The organism is Rhodococcus sp. B10 (assembly GCF_011770055.1).
GTDB classification, from domain to species: domain Bacteria; phylum Actinomycetota; class Actinomycetes; order Mycobacteriales; family Mycobacteriaceae; genus Rhodococcoides; species Rhodococcoides kyotonensis_B.
Window position 1 is genome coordinate 1 of record NZ_JAAFYV010000056.1, and the last position, 20212, is coordinate 20212.

Here is a 20212-nt window from a genome sequence, read left to right on the forward strand (position 1 = left end):
CGCCCGGGCCGCCCGACGGCGTGCCGCCGAGTGTCGACCCACCGAGTGACGAGCCACCACGCGGAGTTGTTCCGAAGCCGCCGGTTCCACCCATTCCCCCGGCGCCCGAACCGCCACCGAGGCGTCCGTTGGATCGCGAGGCACCGGGTCCGGCGGCACCGCCCTGGCCACCGACCGGTGCGCCGAGCATCGATCCGCCACCGGACGTGGAACTACCGCCGGGCGTGGAACCGCCGCCCGTCCCGTTGCCGGCTGCAGAGGTGGTCGGCGCAGCACCGAATGCGGAATCACCGGACGTCGGAGTCCAGCCTGCTGCCTGCGTCGCGGTCTCCTGGGGTGTCGACGGCGACGTCGTCGCGGTCGATCCAGACTGACCGCCGGGTTCCGCCTGCGGGCCGGAAAGTGAGCCGCCCGACGACGACGTCCCTCCTCCGGACCAGGTCGATCCCGAGGACCCGCCGTACGGAACGTAGTGCCCTGAACCCGAGCCGCTCGCCTCACCGCCGTTCGACGGATCGAGCGCCCGAGGGAGAACCGGGATACGGTCGCTCGCATCGCGAATGGCCGGTTGGTACAGCGTCTTCATGATCGTACGAGCCTGTTCCTCGGCTTCGTCGCGCTCGAACTGTGAATTCTTCATCGAACCGGGGACGACGAGGTTGCCGACCGACGCGAACACGTCGAGGACACGGTCGGTCTTCGAGATCGGTTGCGGCGCAGGCACGCTGCTCTTGGTGTCGGAGAGGGCGTCGTGCGCGGCGGCGATCGTGCCCGAGAACGTGTGCGACGCGATCATCAGCTCGACGGCCGACACCGCGTAGCGCTGCACGCCCGCTCCGGCCGCCTCGGCAGCGGCACCCTGCCAGTCCTGCCCGATGACGTTGCCGATATCCGACGCGAACTGCCCCGCGTCCTTGGACGCGTTTCCCCCGATCGTGCGCCAGTTGTTCGCCATGTTCTGCAACGTGTCCGGGGTGAACTCGGAAACCTTGCCGTAGATCTCGGCGTGGCTCATCGCGTCGAACACGTCGTCGGCCGCACCGCCGGGTCCGTCGTACCGAACGGCGTACCCGGCGCGCCTCGAGATGTCGGAAACCACGCCGTCGAGTCCCAGCGCGAGCCCCAACGGCAGGGGAGATCCGCCCTGCAGAACGGACGGAAGAGCGACGTCCAGCTTCTCCATCACGCTGGGGAGATCGGAGAGAACGAACTCCGGTTCCGGACTCACAGAGACCCCCACGGCATGCCCGAACCGTCTACCTGCGTGTTCATCCGTATCCCCCCAGCTACGAACCGACCTCGACTACTTGGACGCACCTCCGACGCCGACGGTTCCGTCCTGTTCGACCAGAGCGTGCATCCACGCGAGTATCTGCTCGCTCGCCTTGCCGCCCGCCGCGTCCGTGACCTCGAGCCGCTCGTGCCGGAAGCCGAGGAGTTCGAGTTCGCCGTGCTTCGGCCGGATCGCCCGATCGGCGGCGATGAGCATCTCGGCGTCGAGGGCGCCGTCGCCTGCCGCGAGTGTGACGGCGTCGGCGTCGAGGGTTCCGTCGTCGATGCAGCGGGAGAGCACCTCTGCGACGGCTCGGCTCTTGCAGACGACGTCGGGCATCGTGTACACCTTGCGGCCCTGCTGCGAGACGTTCCATCCGCGTTCGGCACACCACGTCGACCAGTCGGCGAGGAAGTCCGCGGGCATCGATGCCGTGTCGACGACGAGGTAGCAGAACAGGTCGTCGGCAGTGCGACGCTTCAATACCCAGTCGCCGACGGCGCGGCGTTCCAGTTCGCCGCGCACACCGTCCAGGTCGACCGTCGAAAAGCTCTGGCGCCACGCCTGATCCGCTACGCCGTCGACGAGAATGTTGCCGCCGTTGCTGGTGATGGCGTATCGCCACGGCGCACCCGGTAGCGCGATCCGCTGGAATTGCTCGATGGTGCGCGTCGTCGTCGGCACCACGACGGCCCTGCGCGTCAGCGTCTCCAGGGACTCGGCGGCCACGTGTGTCATGTAGGACAGCGGAGCGCCGTCGTACATCTCGACACAGCGTACGGAATCGTCGACGGGGAACCCCAGTGCCGCAGCAGAATAGATCATCGTGCGGTCCAGGTCGACCGAGATCAGAACGCTCACGTGACGTCCTTGATCAATCCCATGCACGAGTACGCGAGATCCGGCACCTCGACGACGGGTACTCCGCGGGCAGCGGCGAGCATCCTGATGTGCTCGTGCTCCGGAGCGTCGATGTCACGCACCAGAATTCGCCAGGGAACGCGTCGGAGAAGTACCCGCGTCGTCTCCCCGACTCCCGGCTTGACGAAGTTGACGTGCGAGATTCCGAACTCGTCGCGCACCTTCTCCACCGATGCCCAGCCCGACCACGTCGGCGTGCGATCGGACGCGGTCACCGCGGCGACGGAGGCGGTGACATCGTCGCGTACGGCGTCGAACTGCGCGGCGACGGTATCGAGCAGGTGGTTGGACACGTCGTCGGGGGCGAGGTCCGCGTAGTACTTCGCCCCGTGGAACTCGCCGTCGCGAATCAGATCGCGGTTGAGGACGGTGCGTGAAACCAGTCCGGACACCGTCGAATTGAGGCATGCCGACGCGATCAGGAAGTCGTCACGCGTGCCGTAGGTGCGCGCGCACTGGCCCGGATCGGCGAGGACCGCGAGGTCGGGATCGAACCGCGGACCGTCGAACGCGTCGAGCGCCGCGGTCAGCTCACGAGCGATCGCCCCCTTACCGGTCCATCCGTCCACGAAGACGACCTTGCCCGGGTCGTGGTTGTCGGCGAGGTAACGCAGCGCAACGGAGTCGATTCCGCGGTCGCGGACGATCGACACCGCGTAGTGCGGCAACTCGAGTCCGTGCACCTGGTGTGCCCAGCGCCGCATCAGAATGCCGACAGGTGTTCCCGCCCGTGCCAGGGACGCGAGCACGACATCGTGGCCGCGCTCGGCCAGCACGATCTCGGTCACCGTTCCGACGGCGATCGCCAAGCGAGAAGCGCTCTCCTGCAGCACTTTCTCGAACAGCTCGCGGTAGGCGACATCGGGTTGGTACTCGATGGGGAGCGACTCGGCGTAGTGCGCGGTACCCGCTTGAATGTTCCTCTCGCGCTCGGTGATTCCTGCTTCGAGTTCGACGTGCGAGAGATCCTTCAGCAGCCAGGTGACCTCATGTGGTGCGTACGATCCGAACGCCGGCCCGGTCAACGGAACCGCGCGGCGTGATGCGGTGAGCGCCAACGGATCGGCCCCCGAGACCACCACGACCAGAACGTCGGATCCCGACGCCGCGAGAGTCCGTGCAGCTCCACCTTCGCCGAACAGGCGTTCCGTGTCCGCGGGATCGTCCACGACCAGGACCAGAATCGCGTCCTCGGGTCCCGACGCGTTGTAGACGTAGCGCGCCTCGGATTCCCCGTGCTCGGGGGCGATGAACTGGAAGCCGCGTCGCAGCGGGTAGTCGGGTCGATCGAGCACGTATGCCGGTGAGCGCGTGGTGGTCTGGAACAGCGCGGGATGTCCGCCCGCCCGCAGAATCGACGCCAACCGAAGCGGCAGGTACATCAATTCCTCGTGTCCGAGCACGACGATCGGCGCGCCCGGTGGTAGTGCCGCGTCGACCTGTGCGGCGACGCGGGCGATCGCCGCCTCGAACGCAGGCGTGTCGAAGGACAGGAAGCCGTGGCGGCCGCCGTCGGGAACCGCGTCGGGCCACTCCGCGTCGACGCGCATGACGGTTCCGGCCTTGTCCGCGACGGGATTGAACTGCGGCTCGGGCAGCGCGGCGACGTCGTCGACGAGTGTGTCACCGAGGTCGACGCTGCCCTGAGCCAGGCTGACGCTGTCGATGACGACACCGAGTTCGGCTGCGACGGAATCGGACTGGGCACGGTGCTCGGGCGCACGCATGTCGACGAGCGACGCGATCACGTAGTGCTGCCGCGGCGTCGTCGCGTGCACCGAGCGGATCGCTTCCAGCGCGGTCTTGCCGGTCGAGATCTCGTCGTCGACGAGAACCAGCGGCAGCGGCACGTCCAGAACGTCCGCGGACGTCGGCAGCAGGCGGTGGTCCGTCGCGTGCGAGTGCCCCTCCTGGAACTCCCCGTACACCTCGATGCCGGGCACGTCTCGACGCGTCGAGTGCAGGTAGCAGTGGGCGTTCAGCCGAGCTGCGACGCCGTGGCCGAGACCGGTTGCCGTCTCGGCGAATCCGAGTACGACGACGTCGGATCCGCCGACGGCGTCGAGTACGAGAGTGCCGAGGCGATCGGCGGCCGCGGTGACGACCTCGGGATCCACCGGGATGTGCTTGCCGAGCACCTCCGACACGAGAAGATGTGCGCGCCTGGGGTTTCGACGCAACCCGGGCTGGACGAGTTGCTCCACCGTCCAGTCGGACGACGACCCGGTGCCGGTGACGACGACACCCGATGCCGGGTTGGGCGTCGTCATCGGCCCGCCAATGCCGTGAGCAGATCCACGAACGTGATCCCTTCGTTGGTGACGCCGAACGCATTCGCGCGCAGCATGGTCTGTCGGGCCCAATTGCGGTGTGGGCCGAGCTCGTTCATCTTGTTGCGGTATCCGGACGGGCGTACCCCGCCCGAGTTCGACTCGAGAATGTCGAGCGCGTCGTGATACTCCTCGTGCGTGACGGCCGACAGTGCGTGCACGGCAGGAACATGCGACGGATGTATGACGGTCTTGCCCTGGATTCCGTTGGCTCGATCGAGTGCGACCTCACGCAGCAGCCCGTCGAGGTCGCTGCTGACGAGTTGCTGACGGAACCGTACCGCTTCGTGTTCGACGAACGGCGTCTGCCGCAGCATCGGGCGGAACATGCGTTCGTGGTCGGCGAAGTACTCCCAGACCGGGCCGGTGATGACGAATCCCGAATCCCCCGAACGGCCGAGGTGATTGACGATGGCGCTGATCGCGTCGGCGACCACACGGACGTCGTAGATCGTCAGGTCGCGGTCGCGTCGGATGCCGAAGGTGCCGCACATGTCGGTGGCACCGATACGTACGGCGAGGATGCGGTCCCGGTGCGCGACGAGGAGTTCGCGAATCGCCATCAGTTCCGCGTCCCGTGTCTCGCGGAAGAGCACCTCCCTGGACTCAAGAACGGGCATGGCGAACAACCGCTTGCCGTGTACGTCGGAGGCTGCGGCGATCTCGTCGAGGAACGACGCGCCGCGTGCGGCCGTGAACTTCGGGACCACGAAGCCGGACAGCGCGCGGGCGCCGTGTGCGACCTCTTTGCTGATGCGTCGGATCTGTTCCGGTGTACGAGCCCTGACGAATACCAGCGAGCCCAGATCGTCGGAGAGGTGGAGCTCGTCGAGCGTCGCGACGGTGTTGCCGATGGCCTCTTCGAGATTGTCGTCGGCGACGGCGTCCTCGAGGTCGATCACCAACGAGCAGACGCCTTCCGTGCTGCGTTTGACGAGCGTGGCCGTCAGGTCCTGCCGTGTCGCAGGCATGTACAACGTGGCTCCGAGAGCCGTTGCGACACTGGCCAAGTCGCCGTTCGGGTCGACAGGCGACGGCGACCGGAAGAACAGCGCGGCCTGGGTGGCCGCGTCGAGGTGTCGAAAGTGTTGCACCGGATTCCTTAGAAGTTGTCGATCGGGTCCTGCCGCGGCAGGTGTTGCCGAGCCGGGTGTCATCGGGCGGAGGCTCGCATGCGGTCGATCACCCCGGCGATGAATCCGGAAATACTGTCCAGATCCTGCAGATACGACCAGTAGTCCGGGTGGGTTCCGGTCAACGCGGTGCTTGCTCGCTCGATCCGAGCCAGCTGAGCATCCAATACCGATCCCCACTCGGCAACCAGTCCGCGGTTGAGCGCCAATTGTTGGGCGTCTCGTAACTTGAAACGCACCGCTTGTTCTTTCTCTCGCGGGTTGGCTTTCACTGCACGAAGCAGGTCGACGCGGTCGGTCACCGCGTCGACGAGCTCCTCCGCGTCGCTCAGGTGTGCTCGCGCCTGCGTGATGTAGTCCAATGCTTGCTCGGGATTTCCGGAATCCGCCGCTGCACGGGCCGCCGACATGTCCTCGGCAGCTTGCTCGATGTGGCGATCGCTGGCCTTCTCGTTGCCGGACAGATCCGCCGAGCTGGCGACGTTGAACTCACGCAGCAGCGTCGAGAAGGCAGGTGCCAGGCGTTCGGAGCGTGTCCGGACGGCTTCGAGGCGCGTGCGCACCGAAGCGAGGGCCGAGCGTGCCTCGCGCTCACGTGCCGGGGCCGCGTCGATCGCCGCCTCCAGCGCACTCGAGGCATCACGGAGGTCGCTTGCAGCGGCGCGTGCACCGAGGGCGTTCTGCGACGCCATCGCTGCATCGAGAGCTGCGACGGCGGCGTCGACCGACGACCACGCCGCGCGGATCGACGGATAGCCGATGAATTTCTCGTCGGCATCGGCGACGGCCATCTGGGCCTTCTGTGCGAGGGCTTTCGCGTCCTGCGCCAGGCGCGGCGTGGCGGCGAGCATCGCCCGAGCCTGCTCGAGGTCGGTGCGGTGCGCCTCGTAGAACGCATCGACTGCTCGGCTCGCCTCACCGAGTGCGCGCGTCGCGTTGTCGAACGCAGCCTGCGCCGCTGGTGTGGCGACGCCGTCGAACTGGTCCATCGCGGCGAGATACGCCGCGCCGGCGTCGAAACACTTCTTCTGCGCGCCCGCCCACGCGGACGAGACGTCACGATCGGGCGTCAGTGCTTTGATGGCGTCGACGCCGGTCGACGCGATCGACTGTCGCTTGTCCATGTCGAGGAACGCGGCGACGGCGGTGTCCTGCGACGCGCGCGCGGCGGATTCGGCTCCCCCTCCGCGGCGAAAGGCCCCAGGCCAGCGACTTGTCACGAGCCCGATACTACTGACGGGAACTTCGGCGTGCGGTGCGCGCGTTGGCTGAGTACAACCGGATGAACTCGCACGAATCGGACACACGACCACTACGGTGAATGCCGTAGCGGAATCCACATCGAAAGGACTTCTCCATGGGCGTCAGCCTCAGCAAGGGCGGCAATGTCTCACTCACCAAGGCAGCTCCCAACCTGACCGCGGTCACGGTCGGTCTCGGCTGGGACATTCGTACGACGACCGGAACGGACTTCGACCTGGACGCCAGCGCCATCGCGCTGAGCACCGAGAAGAAGGCGTTGAGCGACCAGCACTTCGTGTTCTTCAACAACCTCAAGTCTCCCGACGGGTCCATCGAGCACACCGGTGACAACACCACCGGCGAGGGCGAGGGCGACGACGAGCAGATCAAGGTCGATCTGGCTGCTGTTCCGCCGAACGTCGATTCCATCACGTTCCCCGTCTCCATCTACGACGCCGATGCCCGCTCGCAGTCGTTCGGTCAGGTGCGCAACGCGTTCATCCGCGTCATCAACCAGGCCGACAACTCGGAGCTCGCTCGCTACGACCTCAGCGAGGACGCCTCGACCGAGACGGCCATGGTCTTCGGCGAGCTGTACCGCAACGGTGCCGAATGGAAGTTCCGCGCGGTCGGTCAGGGCTACGCCTCCGGACTCGCCGGAATCGCCCGCGACTTCGGAGTAAACGTCTAGTAAAGGCGTTCTCAAGATTGGGGATACCCCCGTTCCATCCTCCATGATGGGCGGGGGTTTTCCCGTTTCCTGACGTTCTTCACGATGGCAAGAGAAAGGCCACCGACAGTGGTTCTGCGAATATTCGGTTGGTCCATCGGAGTCACCCTCGTCTCGATGGTCGTGGCCTTCCTCTACGGTGGCTGGCAGGCGCTCTTCCTCGTCGCGATTCTGGGCGTCCTCGAAGTGTCTCTGTCGTTCGACAACGCCGTCATCAACGCGACCGTGCTGCGACGCATGAGCGAGTTCTGGCAGAAGATCTTCCTGACCATCGGCATCGTGATCGCCGTGTTCGGCATGCGCCTGTTGTTCCCGCTCGTCATCGTCTGGGCGGCGTCGGGCAAAGGGCCGGTCGAGGCTCTCGACCTGGCGCTCAACCCGCCGGCCGACGACGCCGCGTACTTCCCGGACGGCTCACCGAGTTACGAGACGCTGCTGACCGACGCGCACCCGCAGATCGCGGCGTTCGGCGGCATGTTCCTGCTGATGCTGTTCCTGAACTTCATCTTCGAGGACCGCGACATCACGTGGCTGAGCTGGCTCGAGAAGCCGCTCGCGCGCATCGGCCGTCTGGACCAGCTGTCCGTCGTCGTCGCAGGTCTGTTGCTGGTGCTCAGCGCCGAGTTCCTCGCCGAGGACGACAAGATCTCCACCGTCATGGTGTCGGGTGTGCTCGGCATGATCACCTACATCGCCGTCAACGGTCTCGGTGAACTGTTCCACGTGGACGAAGAGGGCGAAGAGTCCTCGGGCGGGCCGTCGAACCTCGCCAAGGCCACCGGCAAGGCGGGCTTCTTCCTGTTCCTCTACCTCGAGGTGCTGGACGCGTCGTTCTCGTTCGACGGCGTCATCGGCGCGTTCGCCATCACCGCGGACCCGATCATCATCGCGCTCGGCCTCGGCTTCATCGGTGCGATGTTCGTCCGTTCCATCACGGTCTACCTCGTCCGCAAGGGCACGTTGTCCGACTACGTCTACCTCGAGCACGGCGCACACTGGGCCATCGGTGCGCTGGCCGTCATCTTGCTGGTCTCGATCGGCGTGCACATCAACGAGATCATCACCGGTCTCGTCGGCGTCTTCTTCATCGGTGCGGCCTTCGTCAGCAGCATCATGCGCAACCGCAAGCTGGAATCGGAGGGCGTGGACACGCACACGCACGTCTAGACGTCACCAATCGTCGAGCTTGGTCAGGCCGTCCTGTAGCGCACGCGCGAACAGGGCGGCCTTCGTCGGTGCGGGACGCCCGACCGACAGATACTTCTGGCGAATGCGCGTCAGGTGCGTGTTGATGGTGCCTACGGAGATGTGCACCGATTTGGCCGCTTCGGGCTTCGAGTCCGACGCGAACCACGCGATCATGACTTCGACCTCGCGTGCGCTCAGCGGGGGCTTGCGATACAGGTGACCGTCCCGGTCCAGGGGCGAATCGTCATCGGAGGGTGGGTTCGGCGGACGTGGTGGGGTCATTACGTGTTCGACCTCCTTCGAGTGGGTTCGACGCCGGGTGTTCCCGGGCGCCGGCGTCCGACCGCCTGGTCTGATTTTGCACGGACAGCCGCTCGGTGTGCCACTTCGTCGCTCGAGTCCGTACAGGGTCAATACATCCGGTTGGGCGTTGACCTGGCGAAGAGCCGGTATTGCCCTATAGTTCGCGCATGAATACCGACCGCCCCGATCCCTCGGCGATAGTCACCAGGGCCGAGCTGGCAGCCGGACTTCGCGCTCTGCGCGAGCAGTCCGGTGTCACGTATCGCGAACTGGTCGAGCGCTCGGGCGGCCTGCACGGCACCGTCAGCGGATGGTTCTCCGGGCATCATGTGCCGGTGAAGGCCAGCTCGGAGATGTTCGACCGGGTACTTGCCGCATGCGGAGTGGACAGCAGAGCCGAGCGACAACGGTGGTGGGATGCCGTCGGGCGGGTCCGCTCGTCCCCGGGGCGGAAGCACTCGCGCAAGGGGCAGGCGCCGTACAAGGGTCTCGAAGCGTTCGGCGAGCAGGATCGTGAATGGTTCTTCGGCCGCGACGACGTCTCCGACACCCTCGTGGCGCGGGTCGACGCGCTCGCCGAGGCAGGCGGAGGCGTCGTCGTCGTGCTGGGGGCGTCGGGCTCCGGCAAATCCTCGTTGCTGCGTGCGGGCCTGGCGGGCGCCCGAGAAGGTGTCACGGTTCGTTCCGGTTTCGCAGGAGCGCGGGACTTCGTCGACACCGAGACGCACACTGCGGTCCTCGTATTCGACCAGATCGAGGAGCTGTGGACTCTCGCGACGGACGAGGAGAGAGCCGCGTTCCGTGGCGCTGTCCGACGGGTGCTCGACGGCTCGAATGCCGTGGTCGTGTTCGGTCTGCGCGCGGACTTCTATCAGAACGCCATCGGTGAAGACGTCTTCGTCCGAGGACTCGGTGACAGTCCTGTCGTCGTCGGGCGACTCGGTCAGAAGGAGGTGGCCGACGTCATCGTCGAGCCGGCGCGCAAGGCCGGCATGACCGTCGACGACGCACTTCTGCGTGCGCTGACCAAGGAGTTCGAGCCTCGTGGCTCGACGTTCGCACACGACCAGGGTGCGCTGCCGATGCTGTCGCACGCCCTTCTTTCGACGTGGCAGTTGGCCAAGGGGAACAGGCTGACGGTCGACGACTATCACGCCACCGGAGGACTCGCCGGTGCCGTGCAGCAGAGCGCCGAGACGGTCTTCGCGTCGTTGACACCCGCCCAGCAAGCACAGGCACGACGCATCTTCGTGCGGTTGGTCAACATCGACGGCGAGGTACTGACGCGTCGACGCGTGGCTCGTGCCGAGCTGTTCCACGGCGACGGCGTCGACGCCGATGTCGAGACGGTGTTGGAGGCGTTCACTGCGAGTCGTCTGCTGACGGTCGAGGAAGAAGCCGTGTCGGTCACCCACGAAGTGCTGCTTACGGCCTGGGACCGGATGCGGCTGTGGATCGCGGACGATCGGCAATGGTTGCTGACGCACAGGAGGCTCACCGACGCCGCGGTGTTGTGGGACGAGACCGGACGCGACACCGGGTCGGTTCTGTCCCGCAGCCGACTCGACGCCGTCGAGGACTCGCTGGCAGACGGTGACCACCGCGACGACCTGAATGCCGTCGAACGTGACTTCCTCGCCGCGAGCCGCGACCGGGTCGATCATTTCCGGTCGCAGCGTCGTCGTCGGCGGCGGGTGTTGGAGGGACTGGCTGCTGCCCTCGCCGTCGTCACCGTCGTCGCAGTCGGTTCCGCCGGCGTCGCCTTCTCCGCACGAGCAGACGCGGACCAACGACGTGCCGACGCGGAGTCTGCGCTGGCCGGACAGGTCGCCGGGACCGCAGAGCGACTCCGCGAGCTCGATCCGGGCCTGTCGGTACACCTTGCGCTCGCGGCGTACGAGACGAACCCGACCCAGGCTGCGCGCTCGGCGCTGCTCGACGCGTCGGCGATTCACGCGCCGGTGCGGCTCCCCGGCGTTCCCGGGCAATCGCGAGCGCGGATCGATTCGACCGGAACCGTGCTGGCAACGGCGGGCGCGGACGGCGTCGTGCGTCTGTGGTCGGTCGACGGGTCGACCGCGCAACCCCGCGGGACCATCACGCTGTCAGGACCGGGGTCGGCGACGGCGCTTGCCTTCGCGCCCCCGGAGCCGATCGTGGCCGTCGGAGGCGCGTCGGGCACGAGTCTGTGGGACGTCTCGGATCCGGATGCGCCCGTCGAGCTGGCTGCCGTGGACGATGCCCGGTCGAAGGTGCTGGCGTTCGACGCGGACGGTCGTGCGCTGGTCATGGTGTCCGCGCAGGGCGACGTGTCGTTGTGGGATGTGTCGGACCGTCGCGCACCTGCTCTCGTCGCGAATCCCGGGACGTCGGGCCCCGTCAACGCCGCCGCGTTCTCGCCCAGCGGCGCGCTGCTCGTCACCGCGGGCGTCGGACGGTCGCTGCGGGTCTGGAACACAGCGGACCTGCGAGTACCCGTCGTCGACGTGCCCTCCGACGGTTCGACGAACGACTACCTGTCGCTCACGTTCGCACCGGACGGCCGCACACTCGCAGCCGGGACGACAGGACGGGAGGTGGCGCGGTGGGCCGTCGACGAGCGTGGTGGCCTCACGAGCAGGACCCCGCTGACCGGGTTCACCAGCTACGTCAACGACGTCGCATTCAGTCCCGACGGCTCGGAGGTAGCCGCGGTCAGCTCGGACAACTCGACACGGACATGGGATGCCGTCACCGACGATCCGCGCGAGATTCTGCCTGGTCCGAGCCTGCTCCTGTCGGTCGCCTACAGCCCGGACCGACACCATCTGATCACCGCCGGGCAGGACGGGATCACCCGTCTGTGGCCTGTGCCGGGGCCGGTGATGAGTGGCCAGACCGACACCGTCTTCGTCAACCCGATCGACGGCAGCGGGACCCGCATCGTCGCAGGCGTCGGCGCACGTGGAAACGGACTGCGGTTGTGGAATGTCACCGATCCCGACCGTCCTGTTGCCGCCGATCGGAACCTGGTGGCGATGGATCCCGCCGACCCGCTGACAGGTGCCGCCGCCATCTCGTGGGATGGAACGACGGTTGCGGGCGGTACGGCATCCGGAGCATTCCAGCTGTGGAACGTCGAGGATCCCCGCGACCCGATCCCGCTCGGTAGGCCGCACCCAGCAGTGAAGACGCTCGTCGGAGCCCTCGCGTTCACGAGGACCGGAGATCTGCTCGCGGTGTCGCCGCAGAACTCGTCGGACATCTCGCTGTGGGACGTGAGCACCCCGGACCGCCCGGTGCAGCTGGCGACGTTCGACGCAGGCAACAACCCGCAGGTCATGGCATTCAGCCCCGACGGCCGCGTGCTCGCCGTCCCTACTCTGGCCGACGTCGTCGAACTGTGGGATGTCACCGTGCCAAGCACGCCGAAGCGCACGGCGACTCTGGAGGGATTCGACGACGATGCGACGACGGTCGCCTTCGACCCGGACGGGCGAATTCTGGCTGCGGGCAGCGCTGATCGGACGGTCCGGTTGTGGAACGTCGAAGATTCGTCGGCTCCCCGGCACGTCGCGCGGATCCGTGGTCCTCGCGACGCCGTCTACTCCCTCTCCTTCGACCCGAGCGGTACGCGCCTCGCTGCCGGCGTGGGCGGTCGGTCGATGTGGATCTGGGACGTGAAGGATCCGTGGAATCCGGAGGGCTACGCGACGCTGACCGCCTACGGGGACCGAGTGAACGACGCCGTCTTCACGGCCGACGGCAACGCTGTCGTCGCCGGCGGACCGGCGCGTGATCTACGTGTGTGGAGAGCCGATCCCGACGAGGTCGCCTCCCGCATCTGCGATGGCGGCGGCTTGTCGGTGACGCCCGACGAGTGGGAGCAATACCTGCCCGGCTCGCCGTACCGCGAATTGTGTTGAGAGCCTTACAGATCCGCGATGTCTATGAGGCCGTCCTGCAGAGCGCGCGCGACGAGGGCGGCCTTCGTGGACGCGGGACGGCCGACGGCTGCGTACTTGGCGCGGATACGCGTCAGGTGCGTGTTGATGGTTCCGAGGGACAGGAACAACGACTTGGCGACGGCGGTTTTCGAGTCGCAGCGGATCCAGCCCGTCAGAACCTGGACTTCGCGGTCCGTCAGGATCGGCCTGGGCAGAAATGGTCCGGTCGCAGGTGTGGCCGGGGGCAGCTGAACGGGCGGAGGGACGAGGCTCATGGTGCGCCGCGTCGACAGTTCGACGACGGGTCCGACCGCGCTCGACGGACGTACCACTGCGGCTTCGAAGCTAGCTGACATGAAGTTCTCCCCGGGTTCCAAATGTTGTGGCAATGCACAACCAAAGCTGAAACTAAATCTTCACAGTTGGCGACCGGACTGTCCTGCCCTGAAAACTAGGGGCATTGAACCGACAACCTTTGCCCGCCCCCGCAGGCCGTCAGCTGTGTGGATGCACTTCCGGCATCGGCAGCCAGCCGTCCTCGACGGCTCGCTTGTACAGATCGGTCTTGGTCGGAGCCGGTCGGCCCGCCTCGGCGTACTTGTTGCGGATTCGAACGAGGTAGTCGTTGACGGTCTGTTCCGACAACCCCGCGAGCCGTGCGACGCGGCCCGCCTTCTCACCCGACGCGTACAGGGCCAGGACTTCGCGCTGACGCGGACTGAGTCCGACGTCGGGAAGCTGTGGATCACCGTCGATGGCCGCGGCCCAGTCGGTGGTGACGACCTGACCGCCATCGGCTGCGCGTCGAATCGCGGAGACGATCGCCGCGGCTGGTTCGGACTTGCGGACGACACCGAGCACACCTGCGCGAGCGGCGGAACGGACGAGGAACGGGTTCTCGGCGCTGGTGTAGACGAGTACCTGCATCCCGCAGGCGTACAGCTTCTCGACGTTCGCGCGTGGTGACGATCCGTCGCCGAGACGAAGATCGAGGACGACCAGATCGAAAACCCGGGTCTGGACGAGAAGTTCGTCGACGGTGGCGGCGACGGCCACCAGGTCGAGATCGGATTCGTCGGCAAGGATCGCTCGAAGGCCCATCGCTACGGATTCGTGGTCTTCGACGAGACCGATCCTGCGTACCGCGACGCCGTCCGCCGACGTTGTCGATTCCCCCGTGCCGAAAGTCATGTCCTGCCCCTGTTTCACCCGATGGGCAGTAATCGATCCGCCCGCCCGACTAGTCGACGGAACGGAGTAGTTCGTTACGGGGCGACAGTGAGATTCTCAGGAGGTGGCCGACGCCGGGGTCGACTCGATCTCCGGAGCGGGCGGCGGTGACGTGGTCGGGGCGCCGTCGAATCTGAGCCGGGCACGAGCGAAGAGGAAGAAGAGGACGACGAGCAGGCAGGCCCGTCCCCAGACGCCGACCTCGACGAAGAACTGTTCGGTGGTGGCATCGGAGCCTGCGGCGAGGGCCGCGAAGTACTTGAAGACTCCGATTCCCATCGACAGATCCGCGACGAGATAGGCGACGACGACGCCCCACGGCACCCGCAGCAGGACGAAGAACGGCACGAGCCACAGCGTGTACTGCGGTGAGTGCACCTTGTGGAACAGCAGGAAGCCGCACAGCATGGATCCGCTCACCGCGATCCAGGGGTACATGCCGTCGAGCCGAGCTCGGCGCAGCCCGAGTATCAGCGCAAGTCCGAACGCCGCGAACACCAGCAGCGGCGACAGGATGTCGACGGTGTTCTGAAAGCTCGCTTCCGCGTGTTCGTAGTCGTCCGCGGTCATCGAATCGGTGATGTAGAAGTGCCGCACACCCCAGTACCAGATCGAGTTCGTCGTGATGTCGGCCTGCCTCAGGGACTGGAAGACGAACGACGCACGCCACCCTTCGTAACCGCCGAGAGCAAAGGGCAGATTGATGGCGACGACCGTCGCTGCTGCGGCACCCAGCACGGCGAGCCCGCCCCGGAAGTCCCATCGCCCGCGGCCACCCTCGTAGACGACGTACGCGGCGAGCGGCAGTACGAACGCGCCTGGATAGAGCTTGAGGCAGAAACCGATCGCGAGCAGCACCGACGCGAGCACCGCACGGGTTCGCAGCGGCAGCCGCGACGCCATCACGAAGACCGCTCCGACGGCTGCGGCGACGACCGGGAGCTCCCAGTTGTGGAAGGCGTACATGACGAGCGGTGGACCCGCGGACCACAGGAACGCGGCCCGGCCGGCGAGGCGTCCGAGCATCCACGCGGTGAGAAGACCGAACGGCGCGAGCAGCAACGCGGACCACAGCAGGAACTCGGCGTCGGTGTGCGACGGGATCGCACCGAGCCACATCAGCACGCCACTGAGTACCGGGTATTCGACGGTCCCTCCCGTCAGCACCCCGTTCGACGTGATCGCCCCGTCGAGGTACGGGAAGACGTGGTTGTTTATATCCCGGCCCAGCCACAGGAACTGGATGTCCGAGTAGCAGACCGAACTGTCCTTGATCGCATCGAACGCGGTACTGCGGCCGTCGTCGTCGAACGGTGCCACCGCGCAGCGAGCCTTGTTCAGATAGCCGAGGATCAACGTGAACGCACACAGCGTCACCACGGCGATCATCGTCGCCGGTGAGGTGCGCACCCCTGATCGCATGAAGCAAGACTATGTCGCCGACGCCCCGGCATCGGTACCGTCATCTGATTTCGCAGGTCAGGAGGCGCTCGTGTACCCTCCAAGGGTTGCTGACGCAACGACCCTCCTGCCACGGATAGTCCGTGGCCGTTTTCACTAGTCCACAGGAGGTGATGAGGTCTTATGCGTCATTACGAATTGATGGTCATTCTGGACCCCAGTCTGGACGAGCGCACGGTCGCTCCGTCACTGGATACGTTCCTCAATGTCGTTCGCAAGGACGGCGGCAGCGTCGACAAGGTCGACGTCTGGGGCAAGCGTCGTCTGGCCTACGAGATCGCCAAGCATGCCGAGGGCATCTACGCCGTTGTGAACCTCAACGCCGAGCCTGCCACTGTCGCCGAACTCGACCGTCAGCTCGGACTCAACGAGTCCGTTCTGCGTACGAAGGTCCTGCGACAGGGCAAGTGATTGTCGTTGCCCGCCTCTAGGCTGGCATCAACAAACGACTTTCTACTGAAAGAGGAACCATGGCAGGCGAGACCGTCATCACCGTCATCGGCAATTTGACGGCAGATCCCGAACTTCGTTTCACCCCGGCCGGCGCGGCCGTGGCCAACTTCACCGTTGCGTCCACCCCGCGCACGTTCGACCGTCAGACCAACGAATGGAAAGACGGCGACGCACTCTTCATGCGCTGCAACATCTGGCGTGAAGCTGCGGAGAACGTGGCCGAAAGCTTGACCCGTGGCTCGCGAGTTATCGTGAGCGGCCGGCTCAGGCAGCGTTCGTACGAAACGCGTGAAGGCGAGAAGCGGACTGTCGTCGAACTCGAAGTCGACGAGATCGGTCCTTCCCTGCGCTACGCCACCGCGAAGGTCAACAAGGCCAATCGCGGAGGCGGCGGCGGGGGTGGCTTCGGTGGTTCCTCGGGTGGATCGGGCGGCGGCCGTTCCAACTCCAACTCGGGATCGAACTCCGGTGGAGACGACCCGTGGGGCAGCGCCCCGCAGGCGTCGGGCTCCTTCGGTGGGTCACGTGGTGGGGACGACGAGCCTCCGTTCTAGATCCTTCGCGATCGAGAACAACCAGACGTAACGGAGAAAGACCCATGCCGAAACCGCCATTGCGCGACAAGGTGCTCAAGAAGAAGGCGTGTTCCTTCTGCAAGGAAAAGAACACGCAGATCGATTACAAGGACACGACGCTGCTGCGTAAGTACGTCAGCGACCGCGGCAAGATCCGCGCGCGTCGAGTCACCGGCAACTGCGTCCAGCATCAGCGTGACGTGGCCGTTGCCGTGAAGAACTCGCGTGAGGTAGCTCTGCTCCCTTACGCCGCGACGGCTCGATAAGAAAGGGGCGATCACTCATGAAGCTGATCCTCACCGCTGATGTGGACAACCTCGGTGCGCCCGGCGACACCGTGGAGGTCAAGGACGGCTACGGCCGTAACTTCCTGCTGCCCCGCGGCCTGGCCATCCCGGCCACCCGTGGCGCTCAGAAGCAGGTCGAAGGCATCCGCCGCGCTCAGGAAGCTCGCGCCGTTCGCGGCCTCGAGCACGCCAACGAGCTGAAGCAGGCCATCGAAGGGCTCGAGTCCGTGTCGCTGTCGGTCAAGACCGCAGGCGATTCCGGCAAGCTGTTCGGCTCGGTCACCGCGTCGGACGTCGCTTCTGCCATCAAGGCAGCGGGCGGCCCCGTCGTCGACAAGCGCAGCATCGATCTGCCGAAGGCTCACATCAAGGCAACGGGCAAGCACGACGTCGTCGTGAACCTGCACCCCGATGTGGCTGCCAAGTTCAAGCTCGAGGTCGTCGGAGCCTGATTCAGGCTTCCGGCCCACTACGGCTGGAAAAAGCCCCACGAAACACTGTTTCGTGGGGCTTTTTTCGTGCCTTGTCACAAGAATGAAGCGCTGCAAACGATTTCATCTGTGAAGCAGGTCTCATGGGGGGCGGGCTGTGTCCGTTTTGCGTACTGTCGGTTACTGGGCGACACACGAACGGACAACTACGACAAGACACGCACATGACCGACCGACGTCTAGACGCCCGGAGGACCTGCCGTGACAACGACAGTGGACAAGGATTCAGCAGGGGCTGAATCATCGAAGAAGGGCCTCGAGCAGACGTCTCGGGTCGGGGGAATACTCAGATACGACGTTCCAGCGTCGTTGGTCGTTTTCCTTGTGGCAGTACCGCTTTCGATCGGCATCGCAGTCGCATCGGGAGCGCCCATCATGGCCGGGCTCATCGCCGCGGTCATCGGTGGCATTCTCGCAGGCGCCCTGGGTGGTTCGGCATTGCAGGTCAGCGGTCCTGCGGCCGGACTCACCGTGGTGGTCGCCGAACTGGTCAACCAATTCGGTTGGGCCGTAACATGTCTCATCACCGTCGGGGCCGGCGCAGTCCAGATCCTCTTGGGGCTCAGCAGGATCGCACGACATGCGCTCGCAATCTCTCCGGTGGTGGTGCACGCGATGCTCGCCGGAATCGGTGTCACCATTGCGCTGCAACAGATTCACGTCCTTCTCGGCGGGGAGTCCGAGAGTTCCGCAGTGGACAACCTGCTCGCCATTCCGACGTCCGTCGCCGACGGTCAGTGGCCGTCCATCTTGGTCGGCGGCGTCGTCGTCGCGCTGATGCTGATCTGGCCCCGACTCCCCGGTGGGGCGTCGAAGGTGCCCGCCGCGCTCGTCGCTGTCGTCACGGCAACCGCGATCTCGGTGTTCATGGATCTCGACGTCGAACGAATCGACCTGCCCGGCAACCTGATCGAGGCACTGGCACTGCCGGCCATCCCGGACGGCCAGTGGGCGGGCATCGCGACGGGTGTCCTCACGATCGCGTTGATCGCCAGCGTCGAGAGCCTGCTGTCCGCGGTTGCGATCGACAAGATGCACACCGGCCCGCGCACCAACTTCGACCGAGAACTACTCGGCCAGGGTACGGCCAACATGGTCTCCGGTGTCGCGGGTGGTCTACCGGTCACCGGCGTGATCGTCCGCAGCGCCAGTAATGTCAAGGCAGGAGCCAAGTCTCGCGCCTCTGCGGTTCTTCACGGCGTGTGGATTCTGATCTTCTCGGTGCTGTTCATCTCGGTGGTGGAGCTGGTGCCGTTCGCCGCGCTCGCCGGTCTGTTGGTGATGATCGGTGTCCAGCTGATCAAGTTGGCGGACATCAAGATTGCGCGTAAGACGGGTGACATCGCCGTGTACGCGGTCACTGTCGTCGGCGTCGTCGTACTGAATCTGCTCGAAGGCGTGCTGATCGGACTCGCGCTCGCGATCTTCCTCGTACTGCGTCGCGTCGTCTGGGCCAACGTGCATGCCGACGAGACCGTCGACGGTACGTGGCGAGTGCACATGCAGGGCTCGCTGAGCTTCCTGTCGTTGCCGCGTCTGACGCACGTGCTGTCGTCGGTTCCCGCGGGCACCAAGGTGCACATGGAGCTCGCCGTCGACTTCCTGGATCACGCCGTACACGACCAGTTGCAGGAATGGATCCGTCAGCACGAGCTCGGGGGCGGAACCGTCTGCATCGAAGAGAACGGGTCGGCCTCGTTGGCTGCGGCAACAGAGGGGCCACCGAAGCGTGGCCTCGGAGCGGTCCGCGGTTCGCTGGCGCCGTGGTCGGCATGGCAGCTCAAGAGCGACACCGTCGCCGACGACCATCCGCCTGCTCTACGGCCGGTGCTGTCCGGCGTGGCCGAATATCACCGCACGCATGCCGAGGCGATCAAGCCGCACCTCGAAGGGCTGGAGGAGTTCCAGGACCCCGACACGTTCTTCCTGTGCTGCGTCGATTCACGGGTCATGCCGAACACCATCACGAGCAGTGGCCCCGGCGACCTCTTCACCGTCCGCAACATGGGCAACATGATCCCGGCGCAGGGGCAGGACACGTCCGTGGAGGCTGCGCTGGCGTACGGCGTCGACGTCCTGGGCACCAGCTCGGTCGTCGTGTGTGGACATTCGGGCTGTGGAGCGATGAAGGCCGTCATGGCTGGTCCTGAGAAGGCCGGCGACGAGCGCGTCGGCGAATGGTTGGAACATGGCCTGGCGAGTCTCGAGGCTTATCGGAGCGGCCACCCCGTCGGTCGTGCGGCCGAGGAACTCGGCTTCTCCGAGGGCGATCAGCTGGCGATGGTCAACGTGGCCGTGCAGCTGCAGACATTGACGCGGCACCGCGTCGTCGGCAAAGCGTCGGCCGAGGGCAGGTTGCGGGTGACCGGACTGTTCTTCGACATCCCGTCGGCCCGCGTTCTTCAGATCGGCACGAAGGACATCACCGTCCTCGACGGGCCCACGGACTAGGGGCTGATCGAGGGGTTGATCGAAACCCGCGTCTCGGATCCGTCCGCGGCGCGGGTTTCGCCGTTGCTGGGCCGCTGTCTGCGCGGGTTGCAGTGTGTGCGCGGGTTGTAACGTGCGCGGCTGCTGGAAGGTGCGCGGTTGGGTGGGGTGCGCGGGGCTGGGTCGCTGTCTGCGCGGGTTGCAGTGTGTGCGCGGGTTGTAACGTGCGCGGCTGCTGG

Annotated in this window: 16 protein-coding genes and 1 pseudogene; 8 read left to right on the forward strand and 9 right to left on the reverse strand. The window is 66.0% G+C overall.

Features of this window, described 5'->3' with window-relative positions; genetic code table 11:
* From RhoFasB10_RS24825 to RhoFasB10_RS24845, 5 genes are all read right to left on the reverse strand, one after another.
* Positions 1-1228: hypothetical protein (locus RhoFasB10_RS24825; protein WP_167679125.1), on the reverse strand; the 1228-nt coding region annotated here is incomplete at its 3' end.
* A gap of 75 nt (positions 1229-1303) precedes the next feature.
* Positions 1304-2134 (reverse strand): HAD family hydrolase, encoded by an 831-nt coding sequence (locus tag RhoFasB10_RS24830; RefSeq protein WP_174551490.1) that lies wholly within the window; start codon positions 2132-2134, stop codon positions 1304-1306.
* Positions 2131-4464 (reverse strand): phosphoribosyltransferase, encoded by a 2334-nt coding sequence (locus RhoFasB10_RS24835; protein ID WP_167679127.1) that lies wholly within the window; start codon positions 4462-4464, stop codon positions 2131-2133. The genes RhoFasB10_RS24830 and RhoFasB10_RS24835 overlap by 4 nt, the downstream gene beginning before the upstream one ends.
* Entirely contained in the window at positions 4461-5618 is a 1158-nt protein-coding gene (locus tag RhoFasB10_RS24840) for an HpcH/HpaI aldolase/citrate lyase family protein (protein WP_068430697.1), read from the reverse strand. Before RhoFasB10_RS24840 ends, RhoFasB10_RS24835 begins: the two co-directional genes overlap by 4 nt.
* Positions 5619-5677: 59 nt before the next feature.
* Positions 5678-6781: a hypothetical protein gene (locus RhoFasB10_RS24845; RefSeq protein ID WP_068431020.1), complete on the reverse strand. Its 1104-nt coding sequence runs from the start codon at positions 6779-6781 to the stop codon at positions 5678-5680.
* A 233-nt stretch (positions 6782-7014) separates the two neighbouring features.
* Here RhoFasB10_RS24845 and RhoFasB10_RS24850 point away from each other — a divergent pair, with 233 nt between their 5' ends.
* Together RhoFasB10_RS24850 and RhoFasB10_RS24855 are read left to right on the forward strand one after the other, a co-directional pair.
* The gene (locus tag RhoFasB10_RS24850) at positions 7015-7590 is read left to right on the forward strand and encodes a TerD family protein (protein WP_068430700.1); all 576 of its coding nucleotides are present in this window, start codon (positions 7015-7017) and stop codon (positions 7588-7590) included.
* Between the two features lie 108 nt (positions 7591-7698).
* Positions 7699-8796 (forward strand): DUF475 domain-containing protein, encoded by a 1098-nt coding sequence (locus RhoFasB10_RS24855; RefSeq protein WP_068430703.1) that lies wholly within the window; start codon positions 7699-7701, stop codon positions 8794-8796.
* Between the two features lie 3 nt (positions 8797-8799).
* Here the strand turns inward: RhoFasB10_RS24855 and RhoFasB10_RS24860 are convergent.
* Positions 8800-9024 (reverse strand): annotated as a pseudogene (locus RhoFasB10_RS24860) (LuxR C-terminal-related transcriptional regulator); the annotation flags it as partial.
* A 263-nt stretch (positions 9025-9287) separates the two neighbouring features.
* Here RhoFasB10_RS24860 and RhoFasB10_RS24865 point away from each other — a divergent pair.
* Entirely contained in the window at positions 9288-13025 is a 3738-nt protein-coding gene (locus RhoFasB10_RS24865; RefSeq protein WP_167679129.1) for a helix-turn-helix domain-containing protein, read from the forward strand.
* 5 nt (positions 13026-13030) lie between these two features.
* On the opposite strand, the gene RhoFasB10_RS24870 is transcribed toward RhoFasB10_RS24865, so the two are convergent.
* From RhoFasB10_RS24870 to RhoFasB10_RS24880, 3 genes are all read right to left on the reverse strand, one after another.
* A complete protein-coding gene (locus RhoFasB10_RS24870; protein WP_167679131.1) occupies positions 13031-13402 on the reverse strand; it encodes a LuxR C-terminal-related transcriptional regulator in 372 nt (123 codons plus the stop codon).
* A 139-nt stretch (positions 13403-13541) separates the two neighbouring features.
* The gene (locus RhoFasB10_RS24875) at positions 13542-14237 is read right to left on the reverse strand and encodes a response regulator transcription factor (RefSeq protein WP_167679133.1); all 696 of its coding nucleotides are present in this window, start codon (positions 14235-14237) and stop codon (positions 13542-13544) included.
* A 96-nt stretch (positions 14238-14333) separates the two neighbouring features.
* A complete protein-coding gene (locus RhoFasB10_RS24880) occupies positions 14334-15698 on the reverse strand; it encodes a glycosyltransferase 87 family protein (RefSeq protein ID WP_206031344.1) in 1365 nt (454 codons plus the stop codon).
* A gap of 162 nt (positions 15699-15860) precedes the next feature.
* Between RhoFasB10_RS24880 and rpsF the strand changes: the two genes are divergently transcribed.
* The 5 genes from rpsF to RhoFasB10_RS24905 all read left to right on the forward strand — a co-directional run bounded on the left by rpsF (position 15861) and on the right by RhoFasB10_RS24905 (position 19994).
* Positions 15861-16148 carry a 30S ribosomal protein S6 gene (gene rpsF / locus RhoFasB10_RS24885; protein ID WP_167679135.1) on the forward strand — a complete coding sequence of 96 codons (288 nt, stop codon included), beginning with the start codon at positions 15861-15863 and terminating at the stop codon, positions 16146-16148.
* Between the two features lie 59 nt (positions 16149-16207).
* The gene (locus tag RhoFasB10_RS24890) at positions 16208-16744 is read left to right on the forward strand and encodes a single-stranded DNA-binding protein (protein WP_114330015.1); all 537 of its coding nucleotides are present in this window, start codon (positions 16208-16210) and stop codon (positions 16742-16744) included.
* A gap of 44 nt (positions 16745-16788) precedes the next feature.
* Positions 16789-17031: a 30S ribosomal protein S18 gene (rpsR, locus tag RhoFasB10_RS24895; protein ID WP_019665161.1), complete on the forward strand. Its 243-nt coding sequence runs from the start codon at positions 16789-16791 to the stop codon at positions 17029-17031.
* Between the two features lie 17 nt (positions 17032-17048).
* Entirely contained in the window at positions 17049-17504 is a 456-nt protein-coding gene (gene rplI, locus RhoFasB10_RS24900) for a 50S ribosomal protein L9 (protein ID WP_068430717.1), read from the forward strand.
* A gap of 240 nt (positions 17505-17744) precedes the next feature.
* A complete protein-coding gene (locus RhoFasB10_RS24905) occupies positions 17745-19994 on the forward strand; it encodes a bifunctional SulP family inorganic anion transporter/carbonic anhydrase (protein ID WP_167679137.1) in 2250 nt (749 codons plus the stop codon).
* The last annotated feature ends 218 nt before the right edge of the window (positions 19995-20212 follow it).